The organism is Caballeronia grimmiae, assembly GCF_000698555.1.
GTDB lineage: Bacteria > Pseudomonadota > Gammaproteobacteria > Burkholderiales > Burkholderiaceae > Caballeronia > Caballeronia grimmiae.
In genome coordinates, this window is record NZ_JFHE01000034.1 from 26,409 (window position 1) to 47,733 (window position 21,325).

At 65.0% G+C, this 21,325-nt stretch carries 20 protein-coding genes; 10 read left to right on the forward strand and 10 right to left on the reverse strand.

What is annotated here, in order from left to right; translation table 11 throughout:
- Positions 1 to 156: 156 nt before the first annotated feature.
- Entirely contained in the window at positions 157 to 1,239 is a 1,083-nt protein-coding gene (locus tag BG57_RS24340) for an AI-2E family transporter (RefSeq protein WP_035968936.1), read from the forward strand.
- Positions 1,240 to 1,257: 18 nt separating this feature from the next.
- Here BG57_RS24340 and BG57_RS24345 read toward each other — a convergent pair whose 3' ends face one another.
- From BG57_RS24345 to pcaH, 3 genes are all read right to left on the reverse strand, one after another.
- A complete protein-coding gene (locus BG57_RS24345) occupies positions 1,258 to 1,581 on the reverse strand; it encodes a DUF2288 domain-containing protein (protein WP_035968939.1) in 324 nt (107 codons plus the stop codon).
- Positions 1,582 to 1,666: 85 nt separating this feature from the next.
- Positions 1,667 to 2,257, reverse strand: a complete 591-nt coding sequence (gene pcaG, locus BG57_RS24350; protein WP_035968941.1) for a protocatechuate 3,4-dioxygenase subunit alpha — start codon at positions 2,255 to 2,257, stop codon at positions 1,667 to 1,669.
- A gap of 4 nt (positions 2,258 to 2,261) precedes the next feature.
- On the reverse strand, positions 2,262 to 2,963 hold the full coding sequence (gene pcaH, locus BG57_RS24355; protein WP_035968942.1) for a protocatechuate 3,4-dioxygenase subunit beta: 702 nt from the start codon (positions 2,961 to 2,963) through the stop codon (positions 2,262 to 2,264).
- A gap of 112 nt (positions 2,964 to 3,075) precedes the next feature.
- On the opposite strand from pcaH, the gene pcaQ reads away from it, so the two are divergent.
- Both pcaQ and BG57_RS24365 read left to right on the forward strand, forming a co-directional pair.
- Entirely contained in the window at positions 3,076 to 4,014 is a 939-nt protein-coding gene (gene pcaQ / locus BG57_RS24360; RefSeq protein ID WP_035968943.1) for a pca operon transcription factor PcaQ, read from the forward strand.
- Between the two features lie 203 nt (positions 4,015 to 4,217).
- Positions 4,218 to 4,589 (forward strand): response regulator, encoded by a 372-nt coding sequence (locus BG57_RS24365; protein WP_152562683.1) that lies wholly within the window; start codon positions 4,218 to 4,220, stop codon positions 4,587 to 4,589.
- Positions 4,590 to 4,598: 9 nt separating this feature from the next.
- Here the strand turns inward: BG57_RS24365 and BG57_RS24370 are convergent, their stop codons facing one another.
- Positions 4,599 to 5,312 carry a lysophospholipid acyltransferase family protein gene (locus tag BG57_RS24370; protein WP_035968944.1) on the reverse strand — a complete coding sequence of 238 codons (714 nt, stop codon included), beginning with the start codon at positions 5,310 to 5,312 and terminating at the stop codon, positions 4,599 to 4,601.
- 140 nt (positions 5,313 to 5,452) lie between these two features.
- Between BG57_RS24370 and pip the strand changes: the two genes are divergently transcribed.
- Complete coding sequence (pip, locus tag BG57_RS24375) at positions 5,453 to 6,424, forward strand: prolyl aminopeptidase (protein ID WP_035968946.1); 972 nt, start codon at positions 5,453 to 5,455, stop codon at positions 6,422 to 6,424.
- A 30-nt stretch (positions 6,425 to 6,454) separates the two neighbouring features.
- Here pip and BG57_RS24380 read toward each other — a convergent pair whose 3' ends face one another.
- The gene (locus BG57_RS24380; RefSeq protein WP_035968995.1) at positions 6,455 to 7,693 is read right to left on the reverse strand and encodes an EAL domain-containing protein; all 1,239 of its coding nucleotides are present in this window, start codon (positions 7,691 to 7,693) and stop codon (positions 6,455 to 6,457) included.
- A gap of 271 nt (positions 7,694 to 7,964) precedes the next feature.
- Between BG57_RS24380 and BG57_RS24385 the strand changes: the two genes are divergently transcribed.
- Together BG57_RS24385 and BG57_RS24390 are read left to right on the forward strand one after the other, a co-directional pair.
- Positions 7,965 to 8,387, forward strand: a complete 423-nt coding sequence (locus tag BG57_RS24385; RefSeq protein WP_035968948.1) for a hypothetical protein — start codon at positions 7,965 to 7,967, stop codon at positions 8,385 to 8,387.
- Positions 8,388 to 8,704: 317 nt separating this feature from the next.
- A complete protein-coding gene (locus BG57_RS24390) occupies positions 8,705 to 11,674 on the forward strand; it encodes a putative bifunctional diguanylate cyclase/phosphodiesterase (RefSeq protein WP_035968951.1) in 2,970 nt (989 codons plus the stop codon).
- 34 nt (positions 11,675 to 11,708) lie between these two features.
- Here the strand turns inward: BG57_RS24390 and BG57_RS24395 are convergent, their stop codons facing one another.
- Positions 11,709 to 11,918, reverse strand: coding sequence for a hypothetical protein (locus BG57_RS24395; RefSeq protein ID WP_035968952.1), 210 nt, complete (start codon positions 11,916 to 11,918; stop codon positions 11,709 to 11,711).
- A 208-nt stretch (positions 11,919 to 12,126) separates the two neighbouring features.
- Between BG57_RS24395 and hutU the strand changes: the two genes are divergently transcribed.
- Together hutU and hutI are read left to right on the forward strand one after the other, a co-directional pair.
- Positions 12,127 to 13,800: a urocanate hydratase gene (gene hutU, locus BG57_RS24400; protein WP_035968953.1), complete on the forward strand. Its 1,674-nt coding sequence runs from the start codon at positions 12,127 to 12,129 to the stop codon at positions 13,798 to 13,800.
- Entirely contained in the window at positions 13,797 to 15,017 is a 1,221-nt protein-coding gene (gene hutI, locus BG57_RS24405) for an imidazolonepropionase (RefSeq protein WP_035968955.1), read from the forward strand. The genes hutU and hutI overlap by 4 nt, the downstream gene beginning before the upstream one ends.
- Before the next feature lie 27 nt (positions 15,018 to 15,044).
- Here the strand turns inward: hutI and BG57_RS24410 are convergent, their stop codons facing one another.
- On the reverse strand, positions 15,045 to 15,299 hold the full coding sequence (locus tag BG57_RS24410) for a GlsB/YeaQ/YmgE family stress response membrane protein (RefSeq protein WP_035968958.1): 255 nt from the start codon (positions 15,297 to 15,299) through the stop codon (positions 15,045 to 15,047).
- A 223-nt stretch (positions 15,300 to 15,522) separates the two neighbouring features.
- Here BG57_RS24410 and BG57_RS24415 point away from each other — a divergent pair, with 223 nt between their 5' ends.
- Positions 15,523 to 16,011 carry a hypothetical protein gene (locus BG57_RS24415; RefSeq protein WP_035968960.1) on the forward strand — a complete coding sequence of 163 codons (489 nt, stop codon included), beginning with the start codon at positions 15,523 to 15,525 and terminating at the stop codon, positions 16,009 to 16,011.
- An 81-nt stretch (positions 16,012 to 16,092) separates the two neighbouring features.
- Here the strand turns inward: BG57_RS24415 and BG57_RS24420 are convergent, their stop codons facing one another.
- A complete protein-coding gene (locus BG57_RS24420) occupies positions 16,093 to 17,940 on the reverse strand; it encodes an OmpA family protein (protein ID WP_035968962.1) in 1,848 nt (615 codons plus the stop codon).
- Positions 17,941 to 18,522: 582 nt separating this feature from the next.
- Between BG57_RS24420 and BG57_RS24425 the strand changes: the two genes are divergently transcribed.
- Positions 18,523 to 18,819 (forward strand): YciI-like protein, encoded by a 297-nt coding sequence (locus tag BG57_RS24425; RefSeq protein WP_035968964.1) that lies wholly within the window; start codon positions 18,523 to 18,525, stop codon positions 18,817 to 18,819.
- A 6-nt stretch (positions 18,820 to 18,825) separates the two neighbouring features.
- On the opposite strand, the gene BG57_RS24430 is transcribed toward BG57_RS24425, so the two are convergent.
- Together BG57_RS24430 and BG57_RS24435 are read right to left on the reverse strand one after the other, a co-directional pair.
- A complete protein-coding gene (locus BG57_RS24430) occupies positions 18,826 to 19,791 on the reverse strand; it encodes a LysR family transcriptional regulator (protein ID WP_371875878.1) in 966 nt (321 codons plus the stop codon).
- A gap of 137 nt (positions 19,792 to 19,928) precedes the next feature.
- Positions 19,929 to 21,194, reverse strand: a complete 1,266-nt coding sequence (locus BG57_RS24435; RefSeq protein WP_035968967.1) for a mechanosensitive ion channel family protein — start codon at positions 21,192 to 21,194, stop codon at positions 19,929 to 19,931.
- Positions 21,195 to 21,325: the final 131 nt, after the last annotated feature.

Genomic DNA, 21,325 nt, shown 5'->3' on the forward strand with positions numbered 1-21,325 from the left:
CGTTGATGCCCGACTCGCGATTATAGGGACGACCAACCGTCCCGTTGTAAAGAACAGTGCAACGATGGCGAGTGCGAAGTGGAATGAATCGTGCGCTTACAATGCAGGCGGCTCTAACGCTTCGCTTTCAGTCGATTCCCTCAGAGGCTTCCTTTCATGGCGATTCCATCGCGCAACGACGCCGCAACCGACGCGACCGATCGCTCCCGCAAGCTTCAGCGCGCGGCATCGGCAGCGCTTTATACGGTCCTCGTGCTCATCGCGCTTTATACGGCGCGCACGTTCATCCCGGCTGTCGTGTGGGCCGTGGTGATCGCCATCGCGCTGTGGCCCGCGTTCGGCTGGCTCGAGCGCCGGCCTGTCTTCAGGCAGCGGCATACGCTGCTCGCCGTCCTGCTCACGCTTGCAATTGGCTTGCTATTCGTCGTGCCGTTTGGCGTCGTCGCGGCCCAGACGCTCGATGAAGCGCACGACACCATGCGCTGGTTTCACGACGTGCTGAGAACCGGCATCCCGGTGCCCGCGTTCATCGATCATCTGCCGATGGGTTCGCAACAGGCCGCGCGCTGGTGGCACGACAATCTCGCGACGCCGCTCGAATCGTCGCCCGCCGTGAAGGGCCTGCATGGAGGCACGTTCGTCGCGATGACGCGGCACTTCGGCGGGCGCGTCGTGCACGGCTTCGTCACGTTCGGCTTCATGCTGATGACGCTTTTCTTCATCTTTCAGGCGGGCGCGAGGCTGGGCCGGCAGATGCTTGCGGGATCGAGCCGCGCGTTCGGCGCGGATGGCGCGGCGCTGCTGCAGCGCATGGCCGATGCCGTGCGCAGCACCGTCGTAGGGCTCGTGGTCGTGGGACTGGGGGAGGGCGCGCTGCTCGGCATCGCCTATGCGGTGACCGGCGTGCCGCACGCGACGCTGCTCGGCATGCTGACGGCCGTCGCGGCGATGCTGCCGTTCTGCGCGCCGATCGTCTTTCTCGGCTCCGCGCTATGGCTGCTCGCGAACGGCTCGATGGCGGCGGCCGTGTGCGTCGCGATCTTCGGATTGGTCGTGGCGTTCGTGGCCGAGCACTTCGTGCGGCCGGCGCTTATCGGCGGCACGACGCGCCTGCCGTTTCTGCTCGTGCTGTTCGGGATTCTGGGCGGCGCGGAGACGTTCGGGCTGATCGGGCTTTTCATCGGCCCGGCGCTGATGACGATACTCGTCGTGTTGTGGACCGACTGGGTGCGCGCCTGATTCGGACTTGACCGCGCTCTAGTTCGCGCTCGACGCGTTGCCGCGTTCCTGCACGCACACCCACGGCGATACCACGACCGCCCACAACTCCGGGTCGCGCGCCGCGAGATCGGCGGCGGTATCGGCCTGCACGCGTTCGATGAGGCCGGCGGACAGCCATTGCGTGACCTGCTTCGTGTCGTCGCTGGCGACGGCTTCGGCTACGCTCACCAGATCGAGATCGCCCTTTACCCAGATCAGCACGCCCTTCGCGAAAAAACGCTCGAGTTCGGACCAGCCGATCTGCGCGGTTTCGGCAAGGAGCTTGACATAGAGCGGGCTGGGATTGACGGCGTCGGTCATAACGGGATTGCGATAAAAACGAAAGGCGTCCGACACTATAGCGCAGTGCCGGACGCCTACGTTCATCGCGATTAAGCGATCAGGCTCAGAGATCGAAGAACACGGTCTCGTTCGGCCCGCGCAGATGAATGTCGAAGCGATACACCGTCGCGCCGGTATGCGCCTCGCGCTTTGCGATCAGCGTGTCACGGCGTTCGGCGGGCACGCTTTGCAGCACGGTGTCCTTCGCGTTGGCTTCGGTTTCGTCGTCGAAATAAAGGCGCGTGTAGGCGTGCAGCAGCATGCCGCGCATCAGCACGATGATGTCCAGATGCGGCGCGCAATCGTCATCGGTCTTGCCGGGCTTCACCGTATCGACGACGAAACGCAGCTTCGGATCGGTGCCGGTACCCACGCGCGCAAAGCCACGAAATGCCGTCTCGCGTGCTTCTTCGGGACTCTGCACGTAGCGGCCGCTGGCGTCGGCCTGCATGACTTCGATCAGCGCGTCGCCGACCGGCTTGCCTTCCGCGTCGTACACATTGCCGACGATGGAGATGTGCTCGCCCGGCACTTCGCGATCCGCCGCGGATGCCGTGAACAGGCTCTTCAGATCGAAGTTGTACTGCTCCGGCACGAGGCCGTAGGCGAAGTACGGGCCGACGGTCTGCGAGGGCGTTTGCTTGAGGGTCGTCATGTCTTCACTCCGTCGGGGTCTGGTCCGGGCCGCGCAGCACGATGTCGAATTCGTAGCCGAGCGCGTAGTTTTCCTGCGTCGTATCGATGGAGAAACGCGACACGAGCCGCTGGCGCGCGTGCTCGGGAATGCCCTGATAGATCGGATCGAGTTCGAGCAGCGGATCGCCGGGGAAGTACATTTGCGTCACGAGACGCGAGCCGAAGTATTCGCCAAACAGCGAGAAGTGGATATGGTTCGGACGCCACGCGTTCGGATGATTGCCCCACGGATACGCGCCCGGCTTGACCGTCATGAAGCGATAGCGGCCTTCGTTGTCCGTCAGGCAGCGGCCCGCGCCGAGGAAGTTCGGATCGAGCGGCGCGTCGTGCTGATCGGCCTTGTGGACGTAGCGCCCGGCGGCGTTCGCCTGCCAGACTTCCACGAGCGTATTGCGCACCGGACGTCCGCCCTCGTCGAGCACGCGGCCCGTCACGATGATGCGCTCGCCGAGCGGCTCGCCGTTCTTCGCGGCATTGCGCGTAAGGTCGTTGTCGAGCGCGCCGAGGTCGTCCGCGCCGTAGACGGGCACGCGGCGATTGCGCAGGTTTTCCTTCAGCGGGATCAGCGGCAGCGACGGGCTGCGCGAAACCGACGACCGGTAGCCCGGCGACAGATACGGCGGGTGCGAGGCCCAGTCGCGCGGCGTGAGGATGGGGGACGTCATGTCACTGTCTCCTGATGTTGTGACGTGAATAGGATATTTCTGGCGGCTACTTTATCGAACGCATCGAGTTATGGAAAATGATGTTTTGTGCGTCAATACATAACGGCTCGTCATGGATACCGACTTCACGAATACGCGCGTCAAGTTCCGTCATCTGCAGTGCTTTCTCGCCGTCACGCAGCTCGGCAGCGTGCAACGCGCGGCGGATAGCCTGTCGATCACGCAGCCGGCGGTATCGAAGACAATCGGGGAGCTCGAATCCATTCTAGGCGTGCGCCTGTTCGAGCGTGGACGGCGCGGCGCGGTTCCGACGCGCGAAGGGCGGCTCTTCGCGCCGCATGCGAGCGCGTGCGTGGCGTCGCTGCGCGAAGGCGTCGACATGTTGCTGCGGGAGCGCGGCGACATGCCGGGCGCAGTGTCCATCGGCGTGCTGCCGACCGTCGCCAATGCGCTGCTGCCGCCCGCGTTCGCTGCGTTCCGGCAGCAGTGGCCCGCGATTTCGCTGAGCGTCGCGACCGATTCGAACGCATCGTTGCTGGAAAAGCTCAAGGCGGGCGACGTCGATCTGGTCGTCGGGCGGCTGTCCGAACCGGAAGCGATGCACGGCCTTTCTTTCGAGCAGATTTATCGCGAGCCGCTTGCGGTCGTCGTGCGCCGCGACCATCCGCTCGCGTTCGAGACGCCGCTCACGCCGGCGCTGCTCGCGCGCTTCGCGATCGTCGTGCCGCCGTTCGGCACGCTGATCCGACAGTCCGCCGAAAGCGTGCTGACCGCGTTCGGCGCGCATGCGCTGTCGGCGCTGGTCGAAACGTTGTCGGTATCGCTCGGGCGCTCGCTTGCGCTTCATAACGACGCCGTCTGGTTCGTGCCCGCCGGCGCGGTCGAGCACGATATCGCGCTCGGGCTGCTGACCGCGCTGCCGATGCCCTTCGCCGGCACCGACGAGCCCATCGGCCTGATCCGGCGCAATGACGCGGCGCGCACGCCCGTCGAGGAATCGCTCGTCGATGCCATCCGCGAAGCGGGCCGCTCCCGTGCGGCGACCAAGTAAGCGCCCCGCACGCCCAATTGACCGACGCCCATGGACGGCCCGCGGCTTGCTCAAGCAGCATTTACCGCGCACGTTTGGCGCGAACACAATACTATGACGAAAGACAGCGAAAGGACGCGATCGGCAACGAAAGGAGCCGTTGGCGGTCACACCGCACGTTGCCGCCGTATCTGCCCGCTCCCAACCGCGCCCGCCCCGCCTGCATGATGAAGACCGTACTGCTCGTCGACGACGACCCCGCCACCATCGAAGCCTGGTCCCTCTGCATGCAAGGCGAGGATTGCACCGTCCTGAGCGCGGCGGACGGCAACGGAGCGTTGTCGATATTGGGCGAGCAGCGGGTGGATATCGTCGTGTCGGACTGGGTGATGCCGGGGCTAGGCGGCGCGCTGCTTTGCCAGACGATGAAGAACGACGCGGCGCTCGCGCACATTCCTTTTCTGATGATTTCGGGGCATCCGAATCCGCCCGCGTTCGTCAGCTACGACGGCTATCTGCGCAAGCCGGTGGACTTCGAAACGCTGGTCGCGGCGGTCAACCGGCTGTGCGCGGCCAAGAAGCGGCCGTTGTACTGACGCGTAGCGTCAGCGCAATTCGGCGAGCGCGTCGTCCATCTGCGCCTGCGCAAGCCGGTTCAATTCCTGCGGGACATCGCATTCGAGCGGCAGCGGCGGCGTGACGATCACGCGGATATGCCCGCCGTGGTCCGGCCAGCCCTTCGCGGGCCATACCTTCCCCGCATCATGGACGACCGGCACCACCGGCACTTTCGTCGCGCAGGCGAGCCGCACGCCGCCCGATGCGAGCTTGAGCGGCGCATCGTGGGCGACGCGCGTGCCTTCGGGAAAGATGACGACGGCATCGCCCTTCTTGAGCCGCGCCGCGCATTCGCGGGTGACCGCCTGATGCGCCTGGCGGATCGAGCCGCGATCCAGATGCACCATGTCGAGCCCGCGCAGCACCCAGCCGAAGAACGGGATGTTCATCAATTCGCGCTTGAACACGAAGCTGATGCGGCGCGGAAACAGCGCCATGAACGCGAGCGTCTCCCACGTCGATTCGTGGCGGCTCAGAATGATGAACGGACCGTCAGGCAGATGCTCCAGCCCTTCGACCGAGGTCGTCACGCCGGCGATGACGCGCATCATCGCGACCATCGCGCGGCACCAGAGCTTCGCGAGCCAGTAGCGGCCATTGCGGCCGACGAACGGAAAGAGCGGCAGGATCAGGATCGACCAGACGGTGCCGCTGCCGAGCAGGTAGGTGGCGAACAGCCACTTGACGAGTGTGCGGCGCATCGGGCTTGGCGGAATGAGAGTCAAGGATGAGTGGCGGGCAAGCCGCAAGCATAGCGTATCGCTCTTTCGGGAGCTTTCATGCGCCGGCCACCGGGCGATGCAACAATGGCGGCGAGCGACATTCAAGGAGAACACGCGCGATGGATCAACAGCCGGTGACATTCGACGAAGGCATGCTCGACGTAGGCGATGGACACTCGATCTACTGGCGCGCGCAAGGCCCCCGCGACGCGCCCGCGATGCTGGTCGTGCACGGCGGACCCGGCGGCGCGATGAACGTGAAGTGGGCCGAAGCGCTCGAGCCCGAAGCGTGGCGGGTCGTTTTCTTCGATCAGCGCGGGTGCGGCAAATCGAAGCCTTTCGGCAGGCTCGAACACAACGGCATCGACGCGCTCGTCGGCGACATGGAAAAGCTGCGCGTCGCGCTCGACATCGAACGATGGGCGATCTTCGGCGGCTCGTGGGGCACGACGCTCGGGCTCGCGTACGGCGTCGCGCATCCGGAGCGATGCACCGGCTTTCTGCTTCGCGGCGTGTTTCTCGCGCGCCGGGAGGATATCGACTGGTTCCTGTGGGACGTGCGCCGCGTGTTTCCGGAGGCGCATCGCGCGTTTCTCGATGCAATCGAGGCGGCGTGCGGCAAGCGCCCCGCCAGCGGGCAGGACATCCTGACGATGACCGAAGCGCCGCTCGCGCGTTTCGACGAAGCCGGCGCGAAGCTGGCGCGCGCGTGGACGCTGTACGAGACGACGCTTTCCGTCGTCAACAAGCCGGCGACGGAACCCGCCGACCAGGACAAGCGCCCGAGCGCCGAGGCGAACGCCGCCGCTGTCTCGATGGCGCTGCTCGAGCGGCACTACATGGCGAACGAGTTGCCGCCCGCGCCGCTGTTGCCGGGCGTCGCGCGCATCGCGCATCTGCCGTGCCGCCTCGTGCATGGCCGCTTCGACATGGTCTGCACGGCGGATCAGGCCGTGGAGCTAGCCGCGCACTGGCCGGGCGCGGAACTGGCCGTCGTCAGCGGGGCGGGGCACTGGACCTTCGAGCCGGGCAATCTGGCGGCGCTGCGGGCCGGCGCGCAGGCGCTGTACGGCCTGATCGCGAAGGCGTGACGCGTCAGCGCGCTTAGGGCAGCAGCGCGCTCAGGGCAGCAGCGTCGGCGCGGCGTCCGAAAGACGCCGCCAGTCGAGATCGGCGCCGACGACGATCGTGTGACCGCCGCGCTGCGTCGCGATGGTGAGCGTCACGCATAGCGACGTGCCGGTGACCGACAGATACGGCGCGCTCGTGATGATCTGTTGGGGCCGCGCGCAGGCATCGACGAAATAGCCGCGATTGTCCCAGCGGCCAGTCGATGCATCCGCAATCGGCGCAAAGCGTTCGCTGCGCCGCCGCTCGCCCGCGCCCCGCAGCGTCGGATTGAACTGGCGGCCGGCTTCATCGAGGAAAAAGCAGCTTACGGTGGCCGGCAGCGCGAGTATTTCCACGCACGCCGCCTCCATGCTTGCGCCGCCCGCAATCCGTCTCGCGGCCTGTGAAAGATTCGCGCGATACGGCATCAGCAGCAAATCCGCAGCGAGGCGTTCGTTGCGGCGCGCCTGCGCGAGCAGGTCGAATGCGTCTTCGAAGAGCGGCGTGGCCGTGCCATGCGGGGCGAGACCCTCGCACGGTTTGCCGAACAGAAAGCCCTGCACGAAATCGACGTTGGCGCGCGCCGCGAGCAGCAGGTCGTCGCTGGTCTCGATGCCTTCCGCGACCACGAACATGCCCGACTGATGCAAGAGTTCGACGAGCTTCGGCATCAGCGCATCGCGCAGATGGGCGTGCTTCTGGGCGCTCTGCGCACGCACCAGACTGCGGTCGAGCTTGACGATGTCCGGCCGCAGCGTCAGCAAGCGGTCGATGTTGGAATGTCCCGCGCCGAAATCGTCGACGGCGACGAGAAAGCCCTGCGCGCGGAACGATCGCGTCGCGCTCGCGATGCGCTCCACGTCCGTGCCGCCCGACTCCAGCACTTCGATCACGAGCTGCTCGGGCGCAAGGCCGGCGTCGCGGGTGAGCGCCGCCAGTTCCCTTGCGTAGCCGGCGTGGGTGAACGTGGCCGGGTTCATATTGACGAACAGCCAGTGCGCGGCAGGCAGGCGCGTCGCCGCGTTGCGCAGGTGCGTCAGATGGCTCATGCGGTCGAGTTCGCTGAGCGTGCCGGCGACGATCGCGCGCGCGAACAGATCGAACGGGCCGATCAGCGGGCCGTCGCGCATGCCGATCGGCCGGCCGCGCAAGAGCGCCTCATAGCCGATTGTGCGTTGGTGGGGAAGACTGTAAATCGGCTGGAGATGCGTCGAGAGCGCGATCCCGTCGACAATTCCGTCGCCCGGCATCAGCACGTGCGCATCCGCTGGCGCTGCACACGGCGGGCGGGCGCGGGCCGAAGACAGCAAGGGACAGCACACGGATCGATGAACGGCAGCACGGCAGTGACGCGAGCATGAGAGGGCGATGATCCCGTTATCGGCCTGTAGCTGGCGAACTTGAGCGGGTTAGGCGGTGCGCATCGTGCATCCTATTATTAGGTTGCGGTGATACGATCGCGCTGCACCCTGAGCCGCGCGTGGCTCGTCGAATCTGCGTTGAACTTCAAGAGAGACATCGATGGCGCAACAGAAAACCAATCCCAAACTCGAGCAGGCGCTGACGCGCGGCGACCTCGCGATCCGTCAGGCCAATTCGGGCCGCGCCACCGCGGTGCTACGAGCGCTCGGCAAGATGATCGTCGAGGCATCGTCGACGATCGGCGTCGAAGCGCACGTCGTGATCCATGACGGCGACAAGATCTACGATCCGGCAGACGGCGTATGGCCGCAGCAACTGCTGATCTCGCTCGACGGGCCGGTGGAAGACAACGACCCGGACGAGATCCGCACGGTCACGCTGCTCGCCGACACGCCCGGCACGGTCTTTCGTTGCGAATGGCAGCGCGCGGACGGCAACCTCGGGCGGCAGGAAGGCCGGCCGCTCGCGATGGTCGCGTTCATCACCGACGTCGACATTCCCTGGCTCGACGAAGAAGACTGAAATCGCCCGTTGTGACGGTGCACGGTCGTACTAGTCGACTGCCATTTCTCAACAACTTAGCCGAAAAGTGTGCGGCGGCGCACCTTTCGGACGCCCCAGCGCAATCTCCAGATTTATCTTTTGGGCGGGAACCGGTAGGATGCCCTAAGGCACCGACGGTTGCGGTCGTCCATGACGCAACCGTGTCAGGCATGCAGCACCAAAGCGAATAGCAAAGGCAAATAAGCCGAAAGCAGCGATGACGGGGCACCTCGCTCATCGCTGCCGTCCTGCGCTGGTGCAACGTGATGCGCGGCGTGAACGGGGGTTGTCCAGGTATGGCGTCGGTGATTCCAGCTTCCTTATCGAGATTCAGGCAGTCCGGCTCGTGGATCGACGACGCCCTGTACGCGGTTGCCGTGTACGCCGTGCCGGTGCTGATCGCGCTGGGCACGCTCGCCACGCTCTATTTCCTGCCGCGCCAATACGACTCGCGCGGCGCCGTCCCGCTGCCGTTGCGCGTGATCGTCGATCGCAGCGGCCTGCTGCGTCCCGCCGACGCGCTTCAGGCATTGCGCGACGCGCCCGCCGTTTCGAGCTACAGCACCCGTCTCACCGAAAAGCCCGTCTGGTTCGCTTTCACCGCGCCTCGCATGGGTGGCGATCTGTCGACCGCGATCGAATTACCGTCGCGTCACGCGCAAACGGTTGCGTGCTGGGATGCAGCGACGCTGAAGCCGATCGGCATCGCCGACCGCGACGGCGCGAGCGGCGCGATGCATCCGGTGAAGGCCGGTTTCTTCGTCCAGGCCGGCCACCTCTCCGCGCCGCTCACCTTGCTGTGCCGCGGCACGTACTCCGGTCCGGCGCAGGTCAGCGTGCTGGCGTGGGACGGGCAGGCATTGCGCCGATCGGCGCTCGACTTCCAGGAAAGCTCCGGCCTGATCGCCGGCGGCTTGCTGACGCTCGCGGTTTTCGTCTTCGTCACGGCGATGATCAACCGCGAGTGGACCTATGTGATCTTCGCCGCGTGGCTCGTCGGCAATCTGCGCCTATGCGCGAACGCGATGGGCTGGGACACGCAATGGCTCGGCCGCGTGCTGCCGGCGGAGTTCGTGCCGGCAATGCGGCAGATCACCTTCGCCGCGTATTACATTCTGACCGTCGCGCTCTTTGCGCAACTGTTCCGGCGCGAGTTGCGGATCGTCGGCTACCGGTGGCTGCTGCGCGTCATTCAGTACGTGGGCGTCGTACTGCTCGTAGCGGCGTTCGCGCTGCCTTATGCGTGGTTCATTCCGACGCTCTGGGTCAGCGGCGCGCTGGCCATCGGCGTGCTGCTGTTCTTTCTGGCACGGCTGGTGTGGATGGCGCGCTCGCGCACGGTGCTCTGGTATGTCGGCTCGCTGGCCGTGGTGTTATTCGCCACGTTTTCCGAGCTGCTGGGCGCGGTGCTCGGGCTCAAGGTGTTGCTGGGCGGCGTCAATACAGTGATGGCCGCACTGTCGTCGAGCATGATGGCCGCGTTCGCCATTGCCGAGCAGATGCGCGCCGAGCGCGACTTCCGGCGTCAGGCGCAAATGGAGTTGCGCAACACCTACGAAGTCACGCCGATCGGCCTCTTCACGCTCGACGAAAACGGTCACTTCGTGCGCGCCAATCCGGCCTTGCGCGCAATGCTGGATCTGCAAAAGTCCGACTACCGATTGCGCCACTGGCACGACTACTTCGAGGCGGGCGCGTGGGGCGCGTTGCAGGCGCTGGCCGCGAAGGGCAGCGACGGCGAACTGGAAATGGGCGGATCGGTCGAGCGCGGCACCGGCGAGCGGCGTTATCTGCTGAAGGCGATCCGCTGGAACGGATGGATCGAAGGCTCGCTGCAGGACACGACCGAGCGCTCGAAAGCGGTCGAGCGGCTGCGCTTTCTTGCCGAGCATGATCAGCTGACCGGCTCGCTGAATCGTCGAGGCGTCGAAAAGGCGATCGCTGCGCAAAGCGGGGAACCGTTGCCATACGCGCTCGCTTACGTGGACCTCGACCGTTTCAAGCTCGTCAACGACCTGTTTGGCCACCGCGCCGGCGACGAAGTGCTGCGGCAAGTCGCGGCGCGCATGCGGGCGCATTTCGCGCGCAGCTATCCGGTCGGGCGTATTGGCGGGGACGAGTTCGTCTGCGTGATGAGCGACACGCCGATCGAGGACGCCATCGCGCAAGCGCGCGAACTGCTGTCCATTCTCAGCGATGCGCCGTATCAGGTCGGCAATCGCGCGTTCCAGGTGAAGGCGTCGATCGGGCTGGTCGAGTGCTCGCAGGGCGTGCGCGTCGCCGACGCGCTTTCCCACGCCGATCGCGCTTGCCGCGAGGCGAAGAAGGTCGCGCATACGCGCCTCGTCACGTATCGCAAGGGCGCGGCGGCATTCGAGGAGCGCGCCGAAGAACTGAAGCTCGTCGAGACGCTCGGCGGCAACCGGCTGCCGACGGGCCTCTTCCTCGTGATGCAGCCGATCATGTCGCTCAAGGCGCCGAACGAATCGCTCAACTTCGAAGTGCTGCTGCGCATGCGCGCGCCGGACGGCACGACGCTGCCGGCGGGCAAGGTGATCGTCGCGGCGGAGGAATCGGGCAACATCGCGGCGATCGACCGCTGGGTGATATCGACGCTGCTCGAATGGATCGAAACGCATCGCCATCAGTTGCGCAACACGCGGTTCATCTGCGTGAACCTGTCGGGCGGCTCACTCAACGACGAGCAGTTCATGGAGGACATCTTCGCGCTGTTCGCGCGGCATCGGTCCGTCGTGCCGTATCTTTGCCTGGAAATCACCGAAAGCGTCGCGCTGCACGATCTCGAGAACACGCAGCGTTTCATCGCCCGCGTGCATGAGATGGGCGGCAAGATCGCGCTCGACGACTTCGGCGCGGGCTATACGTCGTTCAAGTATCTGAAGTCGCTTTCCGCCGATGCGCTGAAGATCGATGGCGAATTCGTGCGCTCGATGTGCGCGCATCCGGCGGATGTCGCAATCGTCGAGGCGATCGTCGCGCTTGCCCGCAATCTCGGCATACAGAGCGTGGCGGAATGGGTCGAGGACCTCGACACGCTGCGCGCGCTGCAGGAAATCGGTGTCGACTACGTGCAGGGCTTCCTGATCGCGCGCCCGCAGGACAGCTCGGCGATTCTCGCGGCGCACTCGGCGTCGAGCTTTATCAGCGATCCGGATGTGGTCGGCTTCGTCCAATGCCTGTCGGAACCGGGGCAGGCCATCGCCGTGGACTTCGAACGGCGCGCTCGCGCCGTGACTGCCCGCTGAGCGCGCAGTCAGTCTTGTCACATTGCAACGCGGCTCAGGCGGCGTTCATTCCGTTCAGTATCTTTCCAGCCGCAATGGGAATGCGCGTGTCGTCCCATTGCGCGAGCCACTGAATCTCCTTGCGCGTGAAGTAATCGGGATGGTTGCGCAGCGCGAACTGCAGCGCATCGACGACGTGATCGCGGATGATTTGCGGGGCATCGTCGTCGGTGACGATCGCGTGAAGGGCTTCGAGTGTGCTCATGTCTCGTCAACATCGGTAAAGGTCTGCAGGAAACATACACCGGCCAAAATTGCGGACAAAAAACACATTGTCATAAGTCATGTCTAGACAAGCGGTGCTGACGAAGCTTCAAGTATCGCGCTGGAGAGAGCGGGATTTCCCCAATACAACGCAAGTTGTATATACAAGAACATGGGCGCATTCCCAGAACCAATGCGCAGGAGCACCCATGACGTCGTCTTCCCGTTTCCGCGATACCGAGATCCGCGCGCCGCGCGGCACCCGTCTGAACGCAAAAAGCTGGCTCACCGAAGCCCCGCTGCGCATGCTGATGAACAACCTCGATCCCGACGTCGCCGAGAATCCGAACGAACTCGTGGTTTATGGCGGCATCGGCCGGGCGGCGCGCGACTGGGCGTGCTACGACAAGATCGTCGAGACGTTGCAACGCCTCGAAGCCGACGAGACGCTGCTGATCCAGTCGGGCAAGCCGGTCGGCGTATTCCGGACGCATGAGAACGCGCCGCGCGTGCTGATCGCCAATTCGAATCTGGTGCCGCATTGGGCGAGTTGGGAGCACTTCAACGAGCTCGACGCGAAGGGCCTCGCCATGTACGGCCAGATGACCGCGGGAAGCTGGATCTACATCGGCAGTCAGGGCATCGTGCAGGGCACGTACGAGACGTTCGTGGAAGCGGGACGGCAGCATTACGGCGGCGACCTGAAGGGGCGCTGGGTGCTGACGGCCGGTCTCGGCGGCATGGGCGGCGCGCAGCCGCTTGCCGCGACGCTCGCAGGCGCGTGTTCGCTCAACATCGAATGCCAGCAGAGCCGTATCGACTTCCGCCTCAAAACCCGTTATGTCGATGAACAAGCCAGCGATCTCGACGACGCCCTCGCGCGCATCCGGCGCCACACGTCGGAAGGGCGCGCGGTGTCGGTGGCGCTCTGTGCGAATGCAGCCGATGTGCTGCCCGAGCTGGTGAAGCGCGGCGTGCGTCCGGACATGGTGACGGACCAGACGAGCGCGCACGATCCGCTCAACGGCTATCTGCCGAAAGGCTGGACGTGGGCGCAATATCGTGATCGCGCGCAAAGCGATCCTGCGGGCACCGTCAAGGCGGCGAAGCAGTCGATGGCCGAGCACGTTCGCGCGATGCTTGCTTTCCGTGAGCAGGGCGTGCCGACTTTCGACTACGGCAACAATATCCGCCAAATGGCGAAGGAAGAGGGCGTCGACAACGCGTTCGACTTCCCCGGCTTCGTGCCCGCCTATATCCGGCCGCTCTTTTGCCGGGGCGTCGGGCCGTTCCGCTGGGCGGCGCTGTCGGGCGATCCGGAGGATATCTACAAGACCGACGCCAAGGTGAAAGAGTTGATCGCCGACGACGCGCATCTGCATCACTGGCTGGACATGGCGCGCGAACGCATTCGCTTCCAGGGATTGCCCGCGCGCATCTGCTGGGTCGGACTCGGACAGCGCGCGAAGCTGGGCCTCGCGTTCAACGAGATGGTGCGCAACGGAGAATTGTCGGCGCCTGTCGTGATCGGCCGTGATCATCTGGATTCGGGTTCGGTTGCGAGTCCGAATCGCGAGACGGAGGCGATGAAGGACGGCTCGGACGCGGTGTCGGACTGGCCGCTGCTGAACGCGCTCCTGAACACGGCGAGCGGCGCGACGTGGGTGTCGATCCATCACGGCGGCGGCGTCGGCATGGGCTTCTCGCAGCACGCGGGCGTGGTGATCGTATGCGATGGCAGCCGCGAAGCCGACGAGCGCATCGCACGCGTGCTGCATAACGATCCCGCCACCGGCGTCATGCGTCATGCCGATGCGGGCTACGACGTCGCGATCGACTGCGCGCGGCAACAAGGCCTCGACCTGCCGATGATCGCGCGATGAAGAAACTCTGGCGCCATTGCCACGCCGCGACGATGAAGGGCGGCGCGTATTCGATCATCGAGGATGCGGCGATCGTGACGGACGGCGCGCGCATCGACTGGATCGGCCCGCGCGCCGCTGCGCCGGCCGGGTTCGACGGCGAGAGCATCGACCTCGGCGGCGCCTGGGTGACGCCCGGCCTGATCGATTGCCACACGCATCTCGTCTTCGGCGGCGATCGCAGCGGCGAGTTCGAGGCGCGTCTGCAAGGCGCGAGCTACGCGGAGATTGCGGCGCGCGGCGGCGGTATCGCGAGTACGGTGCGGGCCACGCGCGAGGCCAGCGAGGACGCGTTGTTCGAAACGGCGAAGGCGCGGGCAATCGGCCTGATGCGCGACGGCGTGACCGCGCTGGAAGTGAAGTCGGGCTACGGTCTCGATCTCGCGAACGAGCGCAAGATGCTGCGCGTGGCGCGCCGTCTTGCCGGTACGCTTGCGCTCACCGTGCGCACGACGTGTCTCGCGGCGCACGCGCTGCCGCCCGAATTCGCGGGCCGCGCGGACGATTACATCGCCCACGTGTGCGACCACATGTTGCCCGCGCTGGTCGATGAACATCTCGTCGACGCCGTCGATGCCTTCTGCGAGCACATCGCGTTCTCGCCGCAACAGGTCGAGCGGTTATTTCTCGCCGCACAGAAACTTGGCGTGCCGGTCAAGCTGCACGCCGAGCAGTTGTCGTCGTTGCATGGGTCGGCGCTGGCGGCGCGGTATCGCGCGCTGTCGGCGGATCATCTGGAGTACATGACCGAAGACGACGCAATGGCGATGGCGCAGGCCGGCACCGTCGCCGTGCTTCTACCCGGCGCGTTTTACATGCTGCGCGAAACGCAGATGCCGCCTGTCGAGATGCTGCGCCGCCACGGTGTCGCGATGGCGCTCGCAAGCGATCTGAATCCGGGCACTTCGCCGGCGCTGTCGCTGCGCATGATGCTCAATATGGGCTGCACGTTGTTTCGCCTGACGCCGGAAGAAGCGCTGGCGGGCGTTACGGTTCACGCGGCGAGCGCGCTTGGCTTGCGCGAGACGCACGGAACACTGGAGGCGGGGAAGGCGGCGGATTTCGTCGCATGGCGAATCAATCGCCCGGCGGAACTCGCCTACTGGCTGGGCGGTGTGCTGCCCAACCGGATCGTGCGAAACGGCGAGGACGTCGCGTTGCCGTCATCGGAGCGATGACACGACGCCTCGCCGTCCAGCGCGATGTTACGTGCGGCGTGAGCGGATCATTCCATAAATGACGAGCAGGATGATCGCGCCGATCACGGAAGCGATCCATCCTGCCGGCTGACCCGGCTGATACCAGCCGAGCGCCCGGCCGACGTAACCCGCGATCAGCGAGCCAGCAATGCCGAGCACGATGGTCATGATCCAGCCCATGCTGTCGTCGCCCGGCTTGATAGCGCGCGCGATGAGACCGACGACGAGTCCGACGATCAAAGTACCGATGAAGGCAAGCATGCAGTTGCTCCTTGACTAAGTTTGCTGCTTATTGGCGAAGTACTGCCGGGCTGTCCCCGGTAGCTTCAAAGTAGCACGGGCAGCCGGGTTTAGATATGACACCCGCCCGCCCCTGCGCGGGATAGGCCATTCGGCCAAGACTCCTAGCACGCCGAATGCCAAGGTGGTCAGCAAGGTAGAATGCGTTGCATTGCTTCACACCGCAAAACGGCACTGCAACGCTATGACCGACTCAGAATTTCCCTCCACCGACGACGCCATCCACGAAGACCGCCTGTGGCGCGACGACGGCTGGACCGCTCGCGTAATCAAGAACGAAGACGACGACGGCTGGGCTGTCGAGATGATCCAGGCAGGCGAAGCAGAACCCGCACTCGTCGGTCCGTGGACGATGGGCCGCGACAAGAAGAATCCGAAGCCGCTTGATTCCGCGGCATTTCGTACGCTGGTAAAGACGGCGTCGGAAGTACTGCGACGCCACGAGCAGCAGCGGCACGCGATGCTGCACAAGAACGTGACCATCGACGTCGGCGGCGAGGACATCACCGTGGCGCTCGAGATCGTCCCCGACGAAGACGATCCGTACGCGAATCTCAAGGCATTCGATTCGTTGGGCGCGCAACTGGCGCACGTGCGCGTGTCGCCGGCGTTCAAGCTCACGAAGGCCAGCGCCGAACGATGGGCCGAAAACGGCTTCGAGAAGCCGAACTGAATTTTCTCCGGCCGCGATGAAAAAAAATGCCGGCGCGCGTGAGCGCGACGGCATTTCTGTCTGACGAACGAATTGGTCTCTTTACTTGACGACGAACTCGATTCGACGATTCGCGAAGCGTCCGCTCGCCGTTTCGTTGTCGGCGACAGGATTGGCGTCGCCATAGCCCATTGCCGTAAGCGACTGAGGCGGCACGCCGTTCTTCACGAGAAACGCCCGAACGGCTGCGGCGCTTTCCTTCGACATTTCCATCTTGGCCGGCGCACTGCCGACGCCATCCGAATAACCCGCCACTTCGAGCTTCACCATCGAGCCTTTCGCTGCGCAACTCTTCAGCAGTTGCGCAGTCTCGCCGAGGGTCGCGACCGCACCCTCGGGCAGGGCGGCGCTGGATCGCGCAAAGTTGACGACCTGCAAATCGAGCACCTTGGCGAGCTTGTCGCCGGAGCAGGCTTCGTCGGTGGCGAGAAGGGACTTCATCGCGCCGCGAAACGACTGCGTCGCCGTGGCGACGGCGCTGTCGACATCGAACGAACTGACCTGGAACATGCCGCCCAGCGTCTTGTTCAGGCGATCCGTCCAGCCGAGCTTGGAGTCGGCGGCGGCGCCGCTCAGTTCGACCTTCGAGCCGATCAGCTTCGCCTCGGCGCCCGGCACTGCCATCAGCGGCGCGAGCGCCTTCAAACGCGAAAGCCACGTCGCCGGGCGCGTCGTGGGAACCACGGAGATGTTCGCGCTATAGCCGTTGGGGAAACGGCGATTGAGCGTGTCGATCAATTGCTGTTTCTCCGCTTCCGTGCCGACCGTTGCCTGCACCGAAGGAACGCCCGCGTTGCTGACGCTGAACGCCAGTTGAGCGTCCTTCCAGTCTGCCGTCGATGCCGACGCGCCCGAAGCTGCAACCGGAGCGGCCGTGGATGCTGCAGTCGAAGCCGGAGCCGAGGTCGAGGCCGCAGTCGGCGCCGATGCGCGGTCATCGAAGGCCGCGACTTGAGCGGACGCTTCCGGTGCGGGCTGGGTCACCGTCGCGACAGGCGTGCCGGCGCTTTCATTCAGGTCGACGCTTTGCTTCTGCGTGAAGCCGCGGTAGTAGACGAGCGCAAGAATCCCGGCAAGCACCGCAAACAGCAGCCAGACCCATTTCTTCGAACTCTTCTGCGGACGCGCTTGCGCACGGGCGCGCAAGGGCGCGGAGGCCGTCATCGGCGCGGGCGCCGGAGCGACCGGGGGCGGCGGCACTGCAGGAAGCGGCTTCGGTGCGCTCAGGGGCGCATAGCCGCCGGCAGCGCCGGTCTGGGCAGCAGGCATCGCCGCCGCTTCCTCGGGCACTTCGAGCGTCGCGCCGGCGGCATCGAGCCGCGCTCCGATGCTGCTCACGAAACCGTCGACGTTGCCGAGACCGAGCGCGCCGGCGACGCCATGCGACAGCGACGCGCGCATCTCGCCGATCTGGTCGTGCAGCAAGCCCGGCAGGTTCGAGACGCTCGCCTGCGACAGCAGGAAGTGATGCTTGAGAATGCCGAACAACACCGCGGAGAGCATGCCGGCGAGCGCCGAGGTGGCCTGAACGGGCACGCCGGTTTCCGCCGACACGGCATCGGTCAGTGCGTCGATGCGCTGGCCGCATGCGCGCGACGCGAGCGAATGGCCGGATGCTTCGAGGTGCTTGAGGCCGGTCGTCGTGGTGATTGCATTGCGCAACTGATCGACGACGAAAGCATTCGCCTCCGGCGACATGATCGCGGCGTGCACGGCACGTGCACCGTCGCCGACCGCCGAGCGGTCCATGATCGACGCGACCAGACCCGGAGCGGTGCGTGCGGCGACTTGCTGCACGATCTGCGCAGGAATCCCGAACTTGTGCGAAAGCTGTTCGGCGATCTCGCTTGAGATCGCGGTATTGACCGCCTGAACCAGATTGATACTCATCGACTGCTATCCTTTTACTATGACGCCGAACGCGGGCGTAATGACGCGTGCATTCTATCCGTGCAGGTATCCTGAAAAAACGCGTGCATATTTCTTTACACAAGTGCCGTGCGCGCGCCACTCGGTCGCGCATGACGGGGCTCCGCGCTTGACAGCGCGTGCTGAGTGCACGTTCGGTGCGCGCTCAAAGCGGGCGTGATGAAGAGCTGGAGAAGAGCCGGGCGAGGCGCCGGGCGGCCGCGGCAAGCCACGACTGGTCTGCCGGGCTTTCCGCGCCGCCGCCCGGTCGCGCAGGGCGCACGGACAACACCGGGCCCGGCGGAACGAACCTTCGATACGATGCGTCGAGCGGCGAAGTCCAGGCGCACGTGCGGCAATCGTGCTTCGTGCACGTATTGCAGGGAGGTTGATCGCGGTACATGGATGGGTCCGATTTGGAGTACCCGCGCATGATGTGCGATCTCGTCACGATTGACGATCGGACGGTTCTGAAGAACTCTTAGACTTGCGGAGAAAGGCGGCAAAAGAACTTCGGATAGCCAATCGGCCGATGAAACGGTGAATCACCCAGGAGACGAAGAAATGCACTATTTATTGATTTATGAACTGGCGCCCGACTATCTGGAGCGCCGGGCGCAATTCCGCGATGAACATCTGAAACTGGCGTGGCAGGCGGTCGAGCGCGGCGATATCGTGCTGGCCGGTGCGCTCGACAGCCCCGCTGACCGCGCGATGCTGCTCTTCGAGGGCGAATCGCCGGCGGCCGCCGAGGCGTTCGCGCAAAGCGATCCCTACGTCACCAACAAGCTCGTCGAACGCTGGGACGTGCGCAAGTGGAACACGGTGGTCGGCGAAGACGCGGCCACGCCCGTGCGCTAGGTTCGATCAGGCCTCGGCGGGTTCGTCGGAACGCCGCCGCGCCGCGCGATACAGGCTCGTGAGCGTATCGTCCACTTGCTGCGACCGCTCGAAAAGCGCCGCGAGCCAATCCACGAAAGCCGATACGCGCGGCGTCGCCTGGCGGCTCTTCAGAAACGCGACCGATACCTTCAGCGGCGGCGACTTCCATTGCGGCAGCACTTCCCGCAGTTGCCCTGAGCGCAGATAAGGCTGCGCTGCGATCCGCAGCGGCTGGATCAGCCCGAGCCCTTGCAGGCCGCACGCCAGATACGCGTGCTCGTCGGCGACCTGCACGAAGCCGCGCATGCTCATCAAGTGCGGCTTGCCGTTCACGTCGAATTCGAAATCGGCGGGGCGGCCGCTCTTTTCCGGCATGCAATTCACCGCGACGTGCTGCGCGAGCTCGTCGAGACTCGCGGGCGTGCCGTGCTTTTCCAGATAGGCGGGGCTCGCGCACGTCACCTGTTCCAGCAATCCGAGGCGGCGCGCGACCAGCCCGGAATCCGGCAACTCGCCCAACTGCACGCTGCAGTCGACGCCTTCGCCGACGAGGTCTACGTTACGCATTCCGATGCCGATCGACAGCTCGATCTGCGGATAGCGCGCATGGAACTCGGGCAGCGCGGGCACGACGATCGACGTCGCGACCGTATCCGGCATCTCGACGCGCAGGCGTCCGCGCAGCCGCTCTTCGCCCGCTGCGAAGCCGGAGTCGAGTTCGTCGATATCAGCGAGAATCCGGGCGCAGCGCTCGTAGTAGGCGGCGCCGTCGACGGTGAGGTTCAGGCGCCGGGTCGTGCGTGCGAGCAGTTGCACGCCGACCAGCGCTTCGAGTTGTTGCACGGTCGTCGAAACGCTCGCGCGCGGCATGCCGAGCGACTCGGCGGCGCGCGTGAAGCTGTTCGTATCGACGACACGCGTAAAGACACGCATGGCATGAACGCGATCGATCACAGTGAGTTTCCTTGTTCCCGATGAATGGCGATGCGCTAGGACGCACCGGCGATGACATCATCGTAAGGACCGTGACAGCGCGCGTGAATACACAAAAATCGACAATTCTTGCCTGATTCTTCCGGGGGCGAAAGTCAAAGAGTCGGCATCTCGCCGCGCAGCCGTCCCGCCACGCCGGAGAAGTCCCTTCCCGACGGCGCCTGATACAGCCGCAGCCCCATCTCGGGAAGAATCGACAGCAGATGGTCGAAGACATCGCCCTGAATGCGCTCGTATTGCGCCCACGCGGTCGTTGCGGTGAAGCAGTAGACCTCGATCGGAATGCCTGCCGACTCCGGCTCCATCATGCGGACCATGATCGCCATGTCCTGCCGTATCTCCGGATGATGCTGCAGATACGCAACCCCATACGCGCGAAACGTGCCGATGTTCGTCAGCCGCCGGCGATTCGCAGGCTCCTCGGCCAGTTCTCCGAGATTGCGGTTCGCCTGCTCGACTTCGGTCTGCTTCTGTTGCAGATAATCGTGCAGCAGGCGAAAGCGCAGCATGCGCTCGGTTTCCTCATCGGTGAGAAAGCGCACGCATTGCGCGTCGATGCGCATCGTTCGTTTGATGCGCCTTCCGCCCGATTCGAACATGTGCCGATAGTTGCGATAGCTCTCCGAAAAGAGCTTGTAGGTCGGCACGGTGGTGATCGTGTTGTCCCAGTTCTGCACCTTGACCGTATGCAGCGCGATGTCCTTTACCGCGCCGTCCGCGAGGGCTTGCGGCATCTCGATCCAGTCGCCGATGCGCAGCATGTCGTTCGACGTGAGCTGCGTGCTTGCGACGAGCGACAGCAGCGTGTCCTTGAACACGAGCAGCAGAACGGCGGAAAGCGCGCCGAGGCCGGAGAGCATCCAGAGCGGCGAGCGGTCGATCAGAATCGACAGCACGAGCACGCCGCACACCAGTGCCAGCGCGAGCTTGCCGATCTGGATATAGCCTTTGATCGAGCGCGTCTGCGCCTCCTTGCTCGCGGCATAGACGTCCTGCCACGCGGAAAGCGCGCTGCCCGCCGCGAGGAACACGCAGACCCACGCGCAGCCGTGCGCGACGCGTTCGATCGGCGCTGCCCATCGCCCGATATGCGGCACTTCGCCGATGCCCAGCGCGACGACCGCGAACGGCGCCGCGTACCACAGCCGCTGATACGCGCGATGCCGGATGAACGCGCGATCCCACGCCGCGTGTCCCGCGAGCACCAGCAGCCGATGCGCGATGCGCAGCAGCACACGCGCGATGACCCATTGCACGAACTCCGCGATGACGAAGAGCGCGAACAATCCCACGATGAGCTGCGCCCAGGGTTGCGTCGGAAGGTGCTGCGACAGGCTGTCCGGAAGGAAGTCGAAGTTCATGCGTCGATGTCGGCTCATAAGCGATACGTCCCGTATTGTGCATGAACGTGCATGGGCGTTTGACGCATCGCGCGACGTCATCGAAAACCCGAGTTCGATGAAAATGAATTTTTTTCGGCGGCCATTTTAGG